We start from the raw sequence: 16,977 nt of genomic DNA on the forward strand, positions 1-16,977 counted from the left end.
CGTCAAGAAGACACAAAGGTAAGTGGTTCAGCGGCAATGGAAAAGTATAACGCCCGGAAAGACGAATGAAAGCTGTAGCGCCCCTGTTTTCAGGAGTATTTTAGCAAACGTTTGTACTATTTCGACCTTACATTCAACTTGTTTATTGACCGATTAAACCTTCAGACTGTTTTTTTGATCTAAGTTTTGTTTTATTTGCGATGAATCATTCACCAAAAAACCTTCTATTACCTATGAAAAAGGGATTGTTAGTCATTATCGCCTTATTGATTACGGTAACCTCTACGCTTGTTTCCGCGCAGAACAAAAGTCCTCACTTGAAAGTTGAGAGTCCCAGCAAAACGGTGAAGGTCGTGTACGGGCAGCCGTCCAAACGGGGGCGCGTTATTTTTGGCCCGGATGGGCTGGAAAAATACGGCAAAGTATGGCGCACCGGGGCAGATGAAGCCACCGAAATTACGTTCACAAAGGATGTTCAGTTTGGCAATAAACCGGTGAAAGCCGGAACCTACACACTTTATACCATTCCGGATGAAAAAGAGTGGACGGTTATTCTGAACAGCAAACTGGGACAGTGGGGGGCTTACGACTACATCGACCCGGTAAAAGGCGCTGAATTGAAGAAAATGGACGTGGCCCAGATTAAAGTACCGGCCAAAACAACGCCATCTGTTACCGAAAAACTGACCATTACGCCAACCGATTCGGATGTTACCATTGCCTGGGACAAAACGTCGGTTTCCATCCCGGTGAAAGCAACGGGAGCGGCCAACTGAAGGAAAGCCGTTGGCGCAACCCGCCAACGCGGCCCTTATTAAACTAAAGCGGCCCGATCAATTTGATCGGGCCGCTTTAGTTTAGAGTTGTCAGTTGAAATGCATCAGTCAACTCCTATCTCTTAATTCTAAACTCCTCTTAAGGTTGGTCGGCGTTTTTGGCTGGAGCGGTTTTGCCGGTGGCTCCCAGGGAGTTAATCCAGGCGGCAATTTTCAGCGCGTCCGCTTTGGGAACCTGCGGCATCGGCGGCATTTCGGTCGCGTAATCCGGCCAGTTTTGCGGTTTTGGATTGTAAATCAGCTCCACAATCTTCTCGTTTGAGTACCCCCGCTTGGCCACATCCGCAAACGCCGGACCCACCTGCCGCTTTTCGGCATTGTGGCAGGCCGAGCAGGTGTGCCGGTTCAGCAACGGTTTTACTTCTTCATACGTTGGCGCTTTGGCAATCAACGCACCGGTTTTTGTGCCAGCAGCAGCCGTTTTAGCCCCGGTTTTGGCGCCAGCCTTTGCCGGTGCCCCTTTTTTGGCCGGAGTAGCCGGAGCGGCTTTGGCCGCCGAATTGGTAGTGCTCACCTCAGTCATCGCCAGTTTTTGTCCTTCCGGAATGTTGTTGAGCGTGTAATACGCCGTGGGATGCACCAGCGAATACGAACCCTGTACCGCCCGCACCCCATCGAGCGTAATGTTATGGATGTAATACTGACGCAGGTTGTCCACAATCACGCGGGCCTTCAACCCATCGGGCGACACTTTCACTCCTTTCACGGCGCAGGTTTCTTTGTTCACCGTGGGGCTACCGTACACCGGATGGTACTTGTAAATGAAGCTCTCAACCGAATAAGAAGCCAGATCCTCGGCCGATTTCCGGTCTACGGGAATCGTAAATTCAACTTCAAAACCGTCGGGCATCGCGCGAACGGCCCGCATTTCGAACGGCATCTGGTTGTTCCAGGTCAGGCGTTGCAGCCCTTCATCGGCTTCGCCCGCCGATCCCCAGCCACGATTGGTTTCGCCCACAAACAGCGACCCGTCTTTGGCCCAGGCCATCCGTAAAACACCCGAGCGGAAACCACTCCGGAAATCGATGGAAGCGCCCTGGTATTCGCCGTTTACTTTCTCCATGAACACGCGCGTAATCTTGCTCTGCCCCTGATCGCCCACGAGCAGTTGACCTTTGAACGGTCCGAACGACCCTTCTGGAATCTGCACAATTTCGGAGTTGGAAATGCCCTGAATACCGTGGGGCAGCCACACCACCGGCAATTGAACTTCCGGAAATTCCTTCTTCATGTCGAACAGGGTCACAAACTTCTCGTCAATGACGTTCTCCGGTTTGATGGCCCGGCCCCGCTCGTCGCGGTTGTCGCGCGGATTCACCTTCGCGTAGATTTGGTCCTGCGTTAGTTTAACCGGTGATTTCGGATCGCTGCTCCAGCGTAAACCCGCCGGGTGCCCGATGAAAGCTCCTTTTTTAACGTGCCAAACGCCCCCGGAACCGATCCAGTCGCCCTGGTTGTCGGTGTAAAACAGTTCGCCGTCGATCATGCCCAGCCCCGCCGGAGACCGTACCCCCGTTGCCCAGGGCTCGATTTGTCCGTCTTTGGTGATGTGCATAATCCAGCCGCGCCAGGGGACCCGGCTTTCGCCCGCCCACCATTTTTCGTCGCCAAAGGCCACGTTACCCGAAATGAAATACGAACCGTCGGCAACCAGTTTAGGGCCGAACGTGTATTCGTGGTAGTGCCCCGAAACCGGAATATTCGTAACGGTTTCGATGACATCAGCTTTACCATCCTTATTGGTATCCACCAGCTTGGTCAGCTCACCGCGTTGCGCGCAGTACAGCGCCCCATCTTTGTAAGCCAACCCGAGCACCTCGTGCAGACCGGAAGCAAATTTGCGGAAGAATGGCCGGCGGCTCGTCGGATTTTCAACGATCCAGACATCGCCCCGACGGGTTGCTACCCCCAGATCGCCGTTTGGCAGAACGGTCAGGCCGCCCACTTCCAGCAGCGTTCCTTCCGGTGCCGACACCTTCAAAATTTTATAGAAATCTTCCTCCTTGGGCGATTCCTGCGCCCAACCCACCGAACAAACGGCTGCCGACAGCAAAGCCCCGAGGGCCGTCCGGCGAAGAATAGATGTATGTTTCATAGCCATTAAAACAAGATCGAGTAACTCAGTTTTCCCTTCACCGGAACGATTAGCTCCTGCCGTTCGCCTACTTTCCGGACTGCTGGCGTTGCGCCCCCCGCATCGTCGATGCGCACGTAATACGCTTTACCATCGACGATATACAGGCCATTTTCCAGTGGCGCAATGCTGTTGCCTTCCGCCAGCCGGGCGTATAAATTGCTGGCTGGGTTTTGCACAGTCACTTCACGCCGAACGCCCTGCCCGTTTTCGAGCACCCGAATAGCATCCGTAACCGTAGCCCCGTAAGACTGATAACGGAACGTAGGCCGGTCATTTTCGTCAAGCACATAACCTCTCGGACGGAAACCGCTACCGGTTGTATCGGTGGTCCAGGCTGCCTGCGCAGAAGCCAATTTGGTGAGACCCAGTAACGGCGTTCCCAACCGTTGCACCATGCCCATTGGCCGCGACGAGCCATCGCCCCGATCATGCCACATGGGCGTAGCATCGAGAAACTTGCCCCGCCAAACCTGAATCAACGCACCATTGTCCATGTCGTAGGTATAATGCACCTGCTCGGGGCTGCCCACCGAAACCGCATGGACTACCCGCAACGTCCGGCCCTGCGCATTTTTATAACCAGGCAGGTCCATAAAGCTTCGTAGAATCGTATTGGCGGGTGCATCAACCAGGATCGGATCGACCGGATCGCCGTTGTTGACGCCACTGGGGTCGCTGATGATGTACTCCCGAATGCCAGGTCCGGTGATGGCCAGTCCAATCGACGGTTTGGCCCAGTCTTCCAGTTTGGCATACAGCAACTCAAAAGGCACATCGCCCGCGGGCAAGGTAATACTGCCCGTCTGCCGACGATCGCCCGGTACAATCACGGCTTTATTGTTAATTTTCATCAAACCGCCCCCGCCAGCAGCACCCAGGTTGAAGGCATATTCACCGGCTTCTTTCACCCGCAACGTGCCGGTATACCGGATCAAAAACTCGTTCGGAATCCGGGTTACGTTGGCCGTCAGTAGCACCGACGACCCCTCGGCTTCCGGTGGCAACTTGCTGAAATCCGGCTCTTTATCAAACCGTCCTTTATAAACCGCATATTTCAGGTTCATCAACTCCGGACGGGGCTTGTCGTAATTCTTGATGATGATATTCCGAATTGCCACCGGGCCGTGGTCGCCCTGAATCCGGAGCGGCCCCATCGCCACTTCGTTGTTGCCCATCGCTCCGCGGGTAGGTCCCGAAAGTTCAACGTTTTCGTGAATTGCCACGCCGTTCAGCTCAACCAGCAGCATCCGGGCGTTTTCAATTTTCTTGCCGCTGGCGTCAAACCGTGGTGCCTGAAACGAGATTTTCAGGTGTTGCCACAACCCCGGTGCCCGGCTCGCGTTCTGACGGGGAGCATGGCCTTCGTATCCTTTCTGGCCGTCGGGTTTGCTATCGTCCCACCGTTCGTAAATACCGCCGTTGTCGCCCGCTTTCGGAGTTTTAGTCCCCCAGCTATCGAGCAGTTGAATTTCGTAACGGCCTTGCAGGTAGATGCCGGAATTGGAGCCTTTTGCGATCATAAAATCCAGGTCCAGGTCCACATCTCCGTGCTGAAAATTCGATACCAAATCGATATTTCCGTCTTTGCCGGGCAGGTTGGCGAGCACACCCGTTCCTTTCGTACTCGTCAGCACATTATTTTGGGCCAGATTCGCCGAAACATCCCCAACGATCTGCCAGTTTTTTCCGGGTTTCTGAAAAGCACTCAGATCATTGAGCGGCAAGGCGCTGGGTTGATCGGGTTTGGATTGCGCCACCGCCAACCCGACGTTACAGACCCAGCCGACACCCAGCAGCAGACGGGTGATCGTTGTAGTCATAGATGTTAAAATCATACGGTTTTGAAATTTGGAATGGAAAGTTACGACTACTTTTTAATTTTTTTTAAAATATCGTCGCAACTCACCCGAACAAACAGAATTATTCCAATATCTGATTCAAGGATACAAAGATCTATAAAACCTGATTAATTAGGCTAACCGCCAGGAGGATAGCACGCTCATAGCCAGCAAAAAAAGGAAAAGCCCAGCCTTCAAGCAATTAGAAAAGTGAGTAGGACAAATCATCTGCTGAACGTAATTTAGTGCCATAATGCCGTTTTGCTCCATGAGTTGTATTTTTCGTTTATGCCTGGTACTGATTATCGCCACCCAAGTTGTTGTTGGGCAATCGGGTAAGGGAGATCGCCTGACCGGTGCTTCGTTTGCGACCCGCAGCCCGGTGCTGGGCAAACATGGCATGGTTGCTACGAGCCACCCACTCGCCACGCAAATTGGTCTGGATGTATTGAAACAGGGTGGTACGGCCATCGATGCCGCCATTGCCGCCAACGCCCTGCTTGGGCTGGTCGAACCCAACAACTGCGGCATCGGGGGCGATTTGTTTGCCATCGTCTGGTCGGCCAAAGACCGTAAACTTTACGGTTTGAACGCCAGTGGCCGGTCGCCGAAAGGGTTGACGTATGATCAGGTTAAGAAACTGCTCGGAAATCAGAAACAACTTCCGCTATACGGCCCGCTGTCGGTATCGGTGCCCGGCGCGGTCGACGGCTGGTTTCAGCTTAATAAACGGTTTGGAAAGCTGCCGATGCAAACGCTGCTGGCTCCCAGCATTCGGTATGCGAAGGAAGGAGTTCCGGTGCCGCAGGTCATTGCTTTTTCCTGGAAGACCGCCGTCAGTCGGCTGGAGGCTAATCAGAAAACCGTTGGCGATGTTGATAATTTCCGCAAGACGTTTCTGGTCGATGGGCAGGTTCCTGCCGAGGGACAATTGTTTCGCAACCCGGATCTGGCTGCCACGTACACCGTCCTTGCCAAGGGTGGTCGTAACGCTTTTTACCAGGGGTACCTGGCCGACATGATGGACCGTTATGCCCGCCGAACGGGTATGTACCTGCGTAAAGAAGATTTAGCTGCTCACCAAAGTACCTGGATTGAACCGGTTTCGGTGAATTACCGGGGCTACGATGTGTTTGAATTGCCGCCCAACGGTCAGGGTATTTCAGTGCTCCAGATGCTGAACATTCTGGAAGGATACGACCTGAAACGTCTGGGTCATAACACCGCAGACTACCTGCATTTGCTGATTGAAGCCAAAAAACTGGCGTTTGAAGACCGGGCCCGTCATTACGCCGATCCGGATTTTGCCAACATTCCGCTGAACCGATTGCTTTCAAAAGAATATGCCGCCCAGCGTCGCAATCAAATTGATCTTACCCGGGCGGCCGAGCGCATCGACGCCGGAGATCCGGTTCTGAAATCGGGCGATACGGTTTACCTGACAGCCGCCGATGACGACGGCAATATGGTGTCGTTGATCCAGAGCAACATGCTGGAGTTTGGCAGCGGCCTGGTTCCCGACGGATTGGGTTTTGCGTTTCAAAACCGCGGTGCCAGTTTTAGTCTGGAAGCAGGCCACGCCAATGTGTACGCACCGAACAAACGCCCGTTTACCACCATCATTCCCGGTTTTGTCCTGAAAGACGGTCAGCCATTTCTGAGCTTTGGCGTGATGGGCGGTGCCATGCAACCGCAGGGCCACCTGCAGATACTTTGCAACATCATCGATTTTGGCATGAACGTTCAGGAAGCAGGCGATGCCGCCCGTTTTAGCCACGGCGGCAGCAGCGAACCCACCGGAACGTATATGCTCGACGGTGGCAAACTTGCCCTGGAAAGCGGTATTGCCGAAACCGTTCGGCAGGCGCTGCAACGCCGGGGTCACCGACTGACCGACACCGATTTCTTCGGCGGCTATCAGGCCATTCAAGTCAGCCCAACAACACGAATCTACCAGGGTGCTTCCGAAATGCGGAAAGACGGACAGGCCGCTGGCTATTGAATTAACCTACATCAACATGATTATTGATCTGCGTAGCGATACCGTTACCAAACCCACTCCGGCCATGCTGGAGGCCATGTTTCGTGCCGAGGTCGGCGATGACGTTTCTGGCGACGACCCGACGGTCAATGCGCTGGAAGAAAAAGCGGCCCGGCTTTTCGAAAAAGAGGCTGCTCTTTTCTGTGCATCCGGTACAATGACCAACCAGCTGGCGATCCGTACGCATACGCGCCCCGGCGATGATGTGATCTGCGACCAGGTGTCGCACGTCTACCTGTACGAAGGGGGCGGTATTGCCGTCAACGCGCTGGCATCCGTAACGCTGACCCAGGGCAAACTCGGCAAATTAACTCCCGAACTGGTGCGGGATCACATTCAGCCCGACGACGTACACAAACCCCGTACCCGGCTGGTCTGCCTGGAAAATACGGTCAATAAAGGCGGAGGCTGTTACTACACACTGCCGGAAATCGAAGCGATCCGGGAAGTTTGCGCCGAGCACGGCCTGGTTCTGCACCTGGACGGTGCCCGACTTTTTAACGCACTGGTTGAAACCGGTGAAAGCCCCTTTGAGCACGGCCAGCCGTTCGATTCCATCAGCATTTGCCTGTCGAAAGGACTGGGCTGTCCGGTGGGTTCGCTGCTGATTGGTACCAAAGAAGTTATTAAACAGGCCCGCCGTTACCGCAAAATCATGGGTGGCGGCTGGCGGCAGGCGGGTTACCTGGCCGCTGCGGGCCTGTATGCGCTCGATCACCACATCGAGCGGCTGAAAGAGGATCACCGACGCGCCAAAGCCATCGAACCGATGCTGAAAGCGCTGCCAGAAGTGGCGGATATGTATCCAATTGACACGAATATTGTCATCTTCCGACTGGCCGAAACCGTTCTGGCGACGGATTACGTCCACCAGCTGGCGCAAAAGGGAATCCGCGCCAGTGTCTTTGGCAAACACCTCGTTCGTTTCGTCACCCACCTCGATTTTACCGACGACCAACTGACGGAATTGCAAAAAAGGTTGGCTTGAAGGAATCGAAACGAACAAAGCGTTCACATTTAATTTATCTTTGAAGGCGGTTTTTATCCAACTCATTGTTTACTCAATTCAAATTTCCAGGAATGAAGAAAAGTTTCTTAGCCCTAATCGCACTGGCAAGCGCGGCCCAATTCGCTGTTGCTCAGGAAAAACGACAACAAAACCCCGAATCGTCCGAAATCTGGGAACCGGTTCCGCGGGTGGTAACGCCGGGTGTTTTATCGCCCAATACGGCTTCCGGCACCACCGCTCCTTCTGACGCCATCGTCCTGTTCGACGGTAAGGATGGCAGCAAATGGGTGTCTGTGAAAGGCTACAGCCCCGACGCTTGGGGCGGTGTTACCGAAGGCTCCAATCCTTGGCCCGTTCGGGATGGCGCGATGTTCTCGGCCAAAGGCGCATCGATCCGGACCAAGCAGGAATTTCAGGATTTCCAGCTCCATATTGAATTCCGTGCCCCTGATAAAGTCGAAGGAAATGGCCAGGGACGGGGTAACAGCGGTATCTTTTTGCAAGGACGCTACGAGTTGCAGGTTCTGGACGGTTACAACAACCCAACCTACTCAAACGGGATGGTGGGCTCTATCTACAAGCAGGCGATTCCGCTGGTTAACCCCAGCCGCAAACCGGGCGAATGGCAGACCTACGACATCATTTATTATGCTCCGAAATTCAACAAGGACGGTATGATGTCGGAAATGGGTAAGGTAACGGTTTTACTGAACGGCGTCCTGATCCTGTACGATTTCCACATCAAAGGAACAACGGAGTACATCGGTTATCCGAAGGTGCAGGCCCATGGCAAAGGCCCCCTGCTGTTGCAGGATCACGGCAATCCGGTTGGATTCCGGAACATCTGGATTCGGGAGCTGTAAGCTGATCGAGAGAAGATTTTGAAAGGTTATTTCGCGGAGTTAGGCGAAATAACCTTTTTTATTGCAATGGACTGCCAACCCTTGTTTATATTGCGTCTAAATAAGAGCAATTTATGAAATACCTGATTCTTCTCGTTCTCGGATGCTTTGCCTTTACCAGTGATAAACCGGCGTATCAATTCTACTCCCAAAAGTTAAAAACCGTCGACTACGAGAAGGTGTTGAAGGAAGCCAAACAGGCCGATGTTGTCTTTTTCGGAGAATTGCACAACAATCCAATCTGTCACTGGTTGGAGCTTCAACTAACGAAAGATTTGTATGCTGAGCGAAAAGATAATTTGATAGTGGGCGCCGAAATGTTTGAAGCCGACAACCAGGCCGCGCTGTCCGATTATGTAGCCGGCAAAACAACCGACAAAGAGTTTTCCAAACAAGCCCGGCTCTGGAACAATTACAAAACCGATTACCGCCCGCTGGTCGACTTTGCCCGCGAACATAAATTGACGTTTATTGCCACCAATGTGCCACGACGGTACGCCAGTGCAGTAGCCCGCCAGGGTCTGGCGTCGCTGGATACAGTTCCGACGGCACAAAAAGCCTGGATCGCTCCCCTCCCCTTGACCGTCGATCTGACACTGCCCGGCTACAAAGCTATGCTTGATATGATGCACGGCGGCAACTCAAAACCCGATCCGGAACAGGCCGCCAACTTTGCCCGCGCCCAGGCCATCAAGGATGCCACGATGGCTTATTTTATTCTCCAGAACCGCAAGCCCGGCACCACATTTCTGCATTACAACGGATCGTACCACTCCAACAATTTTGAAGGAATTAGCTGGTACCTGCGTCAAAAACAGCCTGATCTAAAAATTGTGACCATTGCTTCTGTGGAGGTTCCGGATGTGGCAAAACCGGACAAGGCCAATCAGAACCTAGCCAATTTCATTCTGCACATTCCGGCAGACATGACGAAGACGTATTGATCGTAATTACCCCTGCGCAACCAGAATCAGCAGCAGCACGAAGCTGTAATCCCGCAATTGAGTCCGAAGAAGTTTGAGCGCTTTGGAAAGGTGGTATTCAACGGCTTTGTCGGTCAGCGCCAGCCGCTGCGAAATTTCCGGGATGGTCTGCCCTTCGAACCGGCTCAACCGAAAGACTTCCTGCGTTTTGGCGGGAAGTTTTAATAATTCCGTTTCGATGGTTCCGACCAGATCATGGTAAGCCAGCTGTTCTTCGGTCGAAGAATCCACCTGCGAGCCAAAGATCTGCTGGTATTCCTGAAATTTTTCGTGAACGATCTGCCCCTTGATGTAATCAATTACCGAGTATTTCAGGGCACTATATAAATAAAAATCGGCCCGGCGTACCGCCAGCGATTCCCGCTTTTGCCAGAGTTGTACGAATAAGTCCTGTACCAGCTCCTCGGCGATTTCCTGCGACTTAGTTTTTTGGAAGGCCACCCGGTATAAGGCGTACCAATACCGTTCGTACAGCTCCGCCAGCGCCAGCCGATTTCCTGCTGACAACGCCTTCAGGATCAGCTCGTCATCCAAATCTTTCAGCGATGAAAGTCGTACTTCTTCCGCCATTTGTCACTGGAACTCAACTAAATGAATACCAAATTACAATTTTTTTACAAAATAGTGCCAGAAGATTACAGCAGCCCCCAAAGACAGCTCAGGCACTGCAGCCAGTTAATTGAACAAAATGAATATTTTTCATCGAAATACAACCTTTGTACATAAACATTCCGCTATTTTATAAAAACATTTAGGGCAATTCAGGGACTTAATCGACTTCTACAGTACTGGAACAGGTCAACTGCCAATGCAAAAAGAAGAATTTGTCCAACTGCTGGCCCGGTATAAAAAAGGGCAATGCTCCGAAGCAGAAATTCGGCTGATCGATCAGTGGTATGATCGATTAGGTACGGAGAGCAGCCTGGCATTCAGCGAAGAAGATCGACAGAAACTGAAGAAAAAACTGTGGCAACATATTGACTTACAAACCCGTGATGAACAGGAAGCGGCTTTTCAACCGGAAGCAAAAACCGTCCGGCGGCCTCTGCTTGGGCGGTGGATGGCCGCTGCGGCTGCTGTTGCGTTGATCGGCCTGGGCTCCTGGCTGTTCTACCGGTACCAATCCGGGGACTTCAATACACCAACCCGGCAAACCATTCGGGGAGACGGGTTTGTGGAATATACGAACACCAGCCAACAACCCCGGACTATTACGCTGGAAGATAGCACCCGCATCCAACTGCAACCACAAAGTACAATCCGGTATGCGGCCCAGGCTCATCCGGACAAGCGGGAAACCTGGTTGAAAGGAAAAGCTTTTTTTCAGGTTCATAAAGACCCCAGCCGCCCCTTTCTGGTGTATAGTGGTACGGTTGTAACGCGGGTGTTGGGTACCAGTTTCTGGGTAACGGCCCCCGCACATGCCCCCACCGTTGAAGTGGCGGTTCACACGGGTCAGGTCTCCGTGTTCAAGAATCGACCCAAATCAAACGCAGCAACTGACGAAACGGCCAGCGTAGTCCTCACGCCCAATCAGAAAGTAACCATTTATACCAACGAAAACCGCCTGACCCGTGGCTTGATTGACCAGCCAGAACCGATTCGGACCCCGGCTCATCCCGTGCCTACCGCCTTCACGTTTGACGACAGTGCTTTGCCAGAAGTCCTGAAGCAACTCGAACGCACCTACGGTATTGAGATGGAACTGGGCAACGATGCCCTGAAAAACTGCCGCTTCACCGGTAAAATTGACCAGCAGTCGCTTTACATTAAGCTGGAATTGATTTGCCGCACACTCAACTTGCAGTACGAAGTGCAGGGAAACCGTATTCTGATCAGCGGTTCCGGCTGTGATTCCTTAAACCCTTAATCATTTCATGAACCCAACGCCTATGACATAACCCCTTACTCACTAAAAAAGCCGACCGTGCGGCAACACAGTCGGCCCGAAAATACCCCATGATGTGCATCATCACTCATCTGCCAGGATGAGCAGGGCTTTGTTTTGTCGAATTCTTCCAATTTTCCCAACAAAACATACAAAAGTATGAAATTTTGTCGAATGCTCGGTTTGACCCTTCTGACCGTCATGAAAATCTCGTTTTTACCCATTTTTCTAAGCCTGCTGCTGGCCGGAGCGTCGTTGGCGTACGACGGAAAAGCTCAGGATTTACTCCAGCGCCCCATCTCTATCAAAGCCGACGAAATGGCTCTCAAAAGCGTCCTGACGCGCCTGGAACGGGCTGCCAGGGTGAGTTTTGTTTATAGTTCGAACGCCATTCCAACCAACCGCAAGGTTTCGCTGAACGCTCACAATCAGAAACTGGCTGCGGTGCTGGAATCCTTGCTGAAACCCTTGGGACTGACCTACCAGGTAGTGGGGGGCCAGATTGTCATTCAGCTTCCAGCTTCCGGTCCATCGAACGCATCTGACCCCAATGCCTTTATTCATCTTGTTGCACCCGAAGCGGTCGATCGGACGATCACGGGTACCGTAACCGCTGAGAACAACGAAGGTTTGCCCGGCGTCAGTGTTGTCATCAAAAATACCGCACGCGGTACTACGACGGACATGGATGGCAAGTTTCGGCTTTCCATTCCCGATGGTTCGGCCACCACGCTGGTCTTCTCGTTTGTGGGGTACGAAAATCAGGAGATTGCCGTTGGCAACCAGACCAACCTGAGTATTCAGCTGGCCCCCGATCAGAAAACGCTGGAAGAAGTGGTGGTAATGGGTTACGGAACGGTTCAGAAAAAAGACCTGACCGGGGCCGTGGCCACCGTGCAGGGCGACGCCATTACGACCCGAAAAACCACCCAAATTTCGCAGGCGTTGCAGGGTGCCGTGCCGGGTGTAACCGTAACACGCAGCAGCAACGCCCCGGGGGCCACCGCTACCATCCGGGTTCGGGGAATCACCACCATCAGCGAAGCCGGTGCCAATCCACTGATCATTCTCGACGGAGTGCCCATTGACGACATCAACTCCATCAACCCCAACGATGTTGAAAATATCTCGGTGCTGAAAGATGCCGCATCAGCATCCATCTACGGTTCTCGGGCGGCTGCGGGGGTGATTGTTGTCACGACCAAGCGGGCCAAAACCGGTCAGCTCAGCCTGGATTACACGGCCGAATACGGTTTTGAACGCGCGACCCAATTGCCGGATTATGTCGGGGCCAAACGGTATATGCAACTGACCAATGAACTCCGGTGGAACGACAACGGTAACAACACCAACGAATATCCAACCTATCCAAAAGACTTGATTGACAATTACGATCAATTACACGCCCAGGACCCTGATCAATATCCCAACACCAACTGGCGCAGCATCCTGCTGAAAAATTCAGCACCCCGCCGAAGCCACATCCTGAGCGTATCGGGCTCCGGGAAATCGCTGCGGTCGCGGGTTTCTTTTGGGTATGACAAAGCCGACGCCCTCTACGACGGACGCAGCTACGAACGGATCACGGCCCGGGTCAACAACGATCTGACCATCACAAACTTTCTGTCGGCCAGCATCGATTTCAATTTCCGGCGCGCGTTCTCGCCCCAACCCATTACCGACGACCGGAGCGGTTCATTCCCCTTTTATAAAATGGGCATCATGCCCGCGATTTATGCGGCTACCTTTTCTGACGGTCGTATCGGTTCGGGCAAAGACGGTGACAACATCTACGCCCGGATGAAATACGGCGGTTTCAACAACGCCTGGTACAATCAGGTTGGCGGTAAAATCAGCCTGGACTTTACCCCGATCAAAGGACTGAAAATCACCGGAGTCCTGTCGCCTTTTTTCAACTTCGACAAGATTAAAGTCTTCACTCAACGCGTTCCGTACACGCTCTGGAACAGCCCCGATACGCGCGCCGGTTTTATCAGCGGCCAGACCGAAACGAAGCTGGAAGAAACCCGGAACGACAACTACCGCTACACCACCCAAGCCCTCGCCAATTACACCAAACAACTTGGCAGCCACAACCTGAACCTGCTGGCCGGTTATGAATACTTTTACGCATTCAACGAAGGACTGGGCGCGTCCCGGGGTCAGTACATCCTGGGCACATATCCGTACCTGAACCTGGGTCCGCTCGATTTCCGCGACAACAGCGGCAGTGCGAACGAGAACGCCTACCGCTCGTGGTTCGGACGTGTGATGTACGACTACCAAAACAAGTACCTGCTTCAGGCCAATATCCGGTACGATGCCTCCTCCCGCTTCGCCAGTGCCTACCGCTGGGGGGCCTTTCCCTCGGTTTCGGCAGGCTGGGTTCTGTCGGAAGAAAATTTCATGAAATCAAAGGCTTCCTGGCTCTCTTTCCTCAAACTGCGGGCGTCGTGGGGTTCGCTGGGCAACGAACGAATTGGTAATAATCTTTATCCCTATCAAGCCATCCTTTCCTTCGAGAACAATTCTCTTTTCTACCAGGGCAATACGGCGGTGGCAGCTCAGGCAGCTGCGCAGTTTCAATATGCCATCCGCGATATTTCCTGGGAAACCACTAACTCGTTTGATGTGGGCCTTGATGTGAATTTCTTCAACGACCGCTTGCAGGTGACCGGCGATTATTACCAGAAAACCACCCGCGACATTCTGCTCGAACTCGAAATTCCCGATTACGTCGGCTTCGATAATCCATTCCAGAACACCGGCAAGATGTTCACCAAAGGTTGGGAAATGCAGGTGGGCTGGAACGACCGCCGGGGCGATCTGCGTTACAGTGCCTCCTTCAACCTGTCCGACTTCCGATCCCGAATGGGGGATCTGGGCGGAACGGCTTTTCTGGGCGACCAGATCAAGGTTCAGGGCAGCGAATTTAACGAATGGTACGGTTACGTTTCCGACGGTATTTACCAAACCGCCGATGAAGTAGCCAATTCGGCCACGCTGAATGCCAACGTAAAACCGGGCGACGTTCGCTACCGGGACATCAGCGGTCCGAACGGCGTACCGGATGGCAAAATATCACCCGAATACGACCGGGTACTGCTGGGCGGCTCACTGCCCCGGTATTCGTACGGAGCTAACATCAACCTTGGGTATAAAAACTGGGATTTCGGACTGGTCCTCCAGGGCGTGGGCAAGCAAAACTCCCGTCTGGGCGCTGACATTGTGCAACCGTTGCGGGAAAATTACGGCACCTTCCCTACTATTCTCGACGGTAATACCTGGAGTGCTTACAATACACCTGACCAAAATTTGCAGGTTCAGTACCCCCGGTATACCAACACCTCCGCCGGGAACAACTACGCGATGTCCGACTTCTGGCTGGTCAATGGCGCCTACTTCCGGTTGAAAAATATCAGTCTGGGCTACAACATCCCGCAGCAGGTTACGCAAAAGTTAAAGATGCAGAACATCCGTATCTACAGTTCTGTAACCGATCTCCTGTCTATCAGTAAGTTTCCGAAAGGCTGGGACCCCGAGCGCACCTCGCTGGGTTACCCCATCACCACGGCTTTTGTCTTTGGAGCTTCCGTTAAATTCTAACCCGATCCGCCATGAAACTGAATCTATTCCTCTTTCTTTTCGGCCTGTTTTTTCTGACGGCCTGCGACAGCCTGGACCTGAATCCCTTGTCGGACGGCTCCAGCGAAACCTGGAACTCCAACGCCGAGGAAATCGAAATGTCGCTGAACGGTTTGTACAAAGATGCCTTCTGGATGCAGGACCTGGACGAGTGGACAGACGATTGGACCTACCGCGACGCCACCACCGCCGTTACCGGGGCCACCATCAACGGCGAAACGGATTTCGTCAAAACCTGGTGGACGAACACGTACAAAGCTATTGCCCGGGCCAATACGGTTATTCAGAGCGTCGACCGGGCGTCGGCGGTGTTGTCGGCGGCTCAGATCGAACGGTATGCCGCCGAAGCCCGCTTTATTCGGGCCTGCCAGTATTCGCGGCTGGTTTCGCACTACGGCAACGTTGTTTATACGGAATCAACCCTCACCATCGAAGAAGCCCTGGCGCTGAAGCAAACGCCCAAAGAAGAAGTTCTGAAGAAAATTTACGCCGATTTCGACTTTGCCGCGTCCAAACTCAAATCGACGTTTGCCACTACAGAGCTGAAGCGCGCATCAGCCGGAGCCGCTTACGCCATGAAAGCGCGGATTGCGCTGCAAATGGGTGACTGGGCCGTCGCCCGCGATGCCGCCAAAGCCTGCATGGACCTGAAAGTCTACAAACTGCACGATAGCTTTAGTACTCTGTTTTTGTCGAAAACGAAGAATTCCGTCGAAACCATTTTCGGGCTTCCCCGTTCCGTAGCGCTGAAAGTGACACTGGGCGGTATCCAGGATTACGTACCACGAAACGCCGGTGGCTGGGCCGCGAAAGATCCTTCCTGGGATTTGTTCTGCGCCTTTCTGTGCAAAGATGGCCTCCCGATTGACGAATCCCCGCTGTTCAACCCCCGCAAACCGTTCGAAAACCGCGACCCGCGTTGCTCCGCCACCATCGTTGAGTTCCAGACCTCGCATTTGGGGTTCATCTTCCAGCCCCACCCCGATTCGGTCCGGGTGCTGCGAACCACCAACAACACGCTGGTCAACAACAACGACACCCGCTCGGTGGCCCAGTACGCTTCGTTCAACGGGCTGGTCTGGAAAAAAGGGATCGATGAAACCTGGCTGCAAAACTCCTGGACCGTTGACCCGGATAAAATTATCATTCGCTACGCCGACGTGCTGCTGATGTATGCCGAAGCGAAAATTGAGCTGAACGAAATCGACCAGTCGGTGCTGAATGCAATCAACGAAGTTCGGGCGCGGGCGTATGGCGTAGCCGCAACGGCGACGACCTACCCGGCGGTAAAAATGGGGAGTCAGGCGGCCTTACGTAAAACCGTTCGGATCGAACGACGGATGGAACTTGCCCTGGAGGGCATTCGCTACATGGATATCATCCGCTGGAAACTCGCGGAAAAAGTCCTGAATATCCGTAACTTCGGTTTACTTGATCCGGCTGATCTGCGCACCAAAGTTGTACAACCGGGACTATGGTTCTTCCCGCAGGTCCCACCGATTGACGACGATGGAGTTGCCGACTTTGCGCCCATGTACAATGCGGGCCTGGTTAAGCAGCTGACCATCCGTAAGTTTGATGCATCCCGGCAATACCTGTGGCCCATTCCGTCGATGGAAGTATTGACCAGTGGTTTGGTCCAAAATCCCGGCTATTGATTTAGACCCGTGCGAAGTCCATACGCTTTCCTTTTACAAC

At 53.2% G+C, this 16,977-nt stretch carries 11 protein-coding genes; 8 read left to right on the forward strand and 3 right to left on the reverse strand.

Translation table 11 applies throughout. From position 1 onward, the window contains the following. Positions 1-233: 233 nt before the first annotated feature. Positions 234-776 carry a DUF2911 domain-containing protein gene (locus tag ACYVH9_RS12840; RefSeq protein WP_460636755.1) on the forward strand — a complete coding sequence of 181 codons (543 nt, stop codon included), beginning with the start codon at positions 234-236 and terminating at the stop codon, positions 774-776. A gap of 139 nt (positions 777-915) precedes the next feature. On the opposite strand, the gene ACYVH9_RS12845 is transcribed toward ACYVH9_RS12840, so the two are convergent. Then, positions 916-2,931 carry a c-type cytochrome gene (locus tag ACYVH9_RS12845; protein WP_460636756.1) on the reverse strand — a complete coding sequence of 672 codons (2,016 nt, stop codon included), beginning with the start codon at positions 2,929-2,931 and terminating at the stop codon, positions 916-918. 5 nt (positions 2,932-2,936) lie between these two features. Next, entirely contained in the window at positions 2,937-4,808 is a 1,872-nt protein-coding gene (locus ACYVH9_RS12850; RefSeq protein WP_460636757.1) for a 3-keto-disaccharide hydrolase, read from the reverse strand. Positions 4,809-5,079: 271 nt separating this feature from the next. Between ACYVH9_RS12850 and ggt the strand changes: the two genes are divergently transcribed. From ggt to ACYVH9_RS12870, 4 genes are all read left to right on the forward strand, one after another. Continuing rightward, positions 5,080-6,813: a gamma-glutamyltransferase gene (ggt, locus tag ACYVH9_RS12855; RefSeq protein ID WP_460636758.1), complete on the forward strand. Its 1,734-nt coding sequence runs from the start codon at positions 5,080-5,082 to the stop codon at positions 6,811-6,813. A 16-nt stretch (positions 6,814-6,829) separates the two neighbouring features. Continuing rightward, a complete protein-coding gene (locus tag ACYVH9_RS12860) occupies positions 6,830-7,840 on the forward strand; it encodes a threonine aldolase family protein (RefSeq protein WP_460636759.1) in 1,011 nt (336 codons plus the stop codon). A gap of 92 nt (positions 7,841-7,932) precedes the next feature. After that, positions 7,933-8,724 (forward strand): 3-keto-disaccharide hydrolase, encoded by a 792-nt coding sequence (locus tag ACYVH9_RS12865; protein WP_460636760.1) that lies wholly within the window; start codon positions 7,933-7,935, stop codon positions 8,722-8,724. Positions 8,725-8,837: 113 nt separating this feature from the next. Then, the gene (locus tag ACYVH9_RS12870; RefSeq protein WP_460636761.1) at positions 8,838-9,707 is read left to right on the forward strand and encodes a ChaN family lipoprotein; all 870 of its coding nucleotides are present in this window, start codon (positions 8,838-8,840) and stop codon (positions 9,705-9,707) included. 6 nt (positions 9,708-9,713) lie between these two features. On the opposite strand, the gene ACYVH9_RS12875 is transcribed toward ACYVH9_RS12870, so the two are convergent. Further along, positions 9,714-10,316, reverse strand: a complete 603-nt coding sequence (locus ACYVH9_RS12875) for a sigma-70 family RNA polymerase sigma factor (protein ID WP_460636762.1) — start codon at positions 10,314-10,316, stop codon at positions 9,714-9,716. Between the two features lie 238 nt (positions 10,317-10,554). On the opposite strand from ACYVH9_RS12875, the gene ACYVH9_RS12880 reads away from it, so the two are divergent. The 3 genes from ACYVH9_RS12880 to ACYVH9_RS12890 all read left to right on the forward strand — a co-directional run bounded on the left by ACYVH9_RS12880 (position 10,555) and on the right by ACYVH9_RS12890 (position 16,937). Continuing rightward, on the forward strand, positions 10,555-11,616 hold the full coding sequence (locus ACYVH9_RS12880) for a FecR family protein (RefSeq protein WP_460636763.1): 1,062 nt from the start codon (positions 10,555-10,557) through the stop codon (positions 11,614-11,616). Between the two features lie 177 nt (positions 11,617-11,793). After that, positions 11,794-15,240, forward strand: coding sequence for a TonB-dependent receptor (locus ACYVH9_RS12885; protein ID WP_460636764.1), 3,447 nt, complete (start codon positions 11,794-11,796; stop codon positions 15,238-15,240). A gap of 11 nt (positions 15,241-15,251) precedes the next feature. Next, on the forward strand, positions 15,252-16,937 hold the full coding sequence (locus tag ACYVH9_RS12890; RefSeq protein WP_460636765.1) for a RagB/SusD family nutrient uptake outer membrane protein: 1,686 nt from the start codon (positions 15,252-15,254) through the stop codon (positions 16,935-16,937). The last annotated feature ends 40 nt before the right edge of the window (positions 16,938-16,977 follow it).

This window comes from Larkinella harenae, assembly GCF_054780515.1.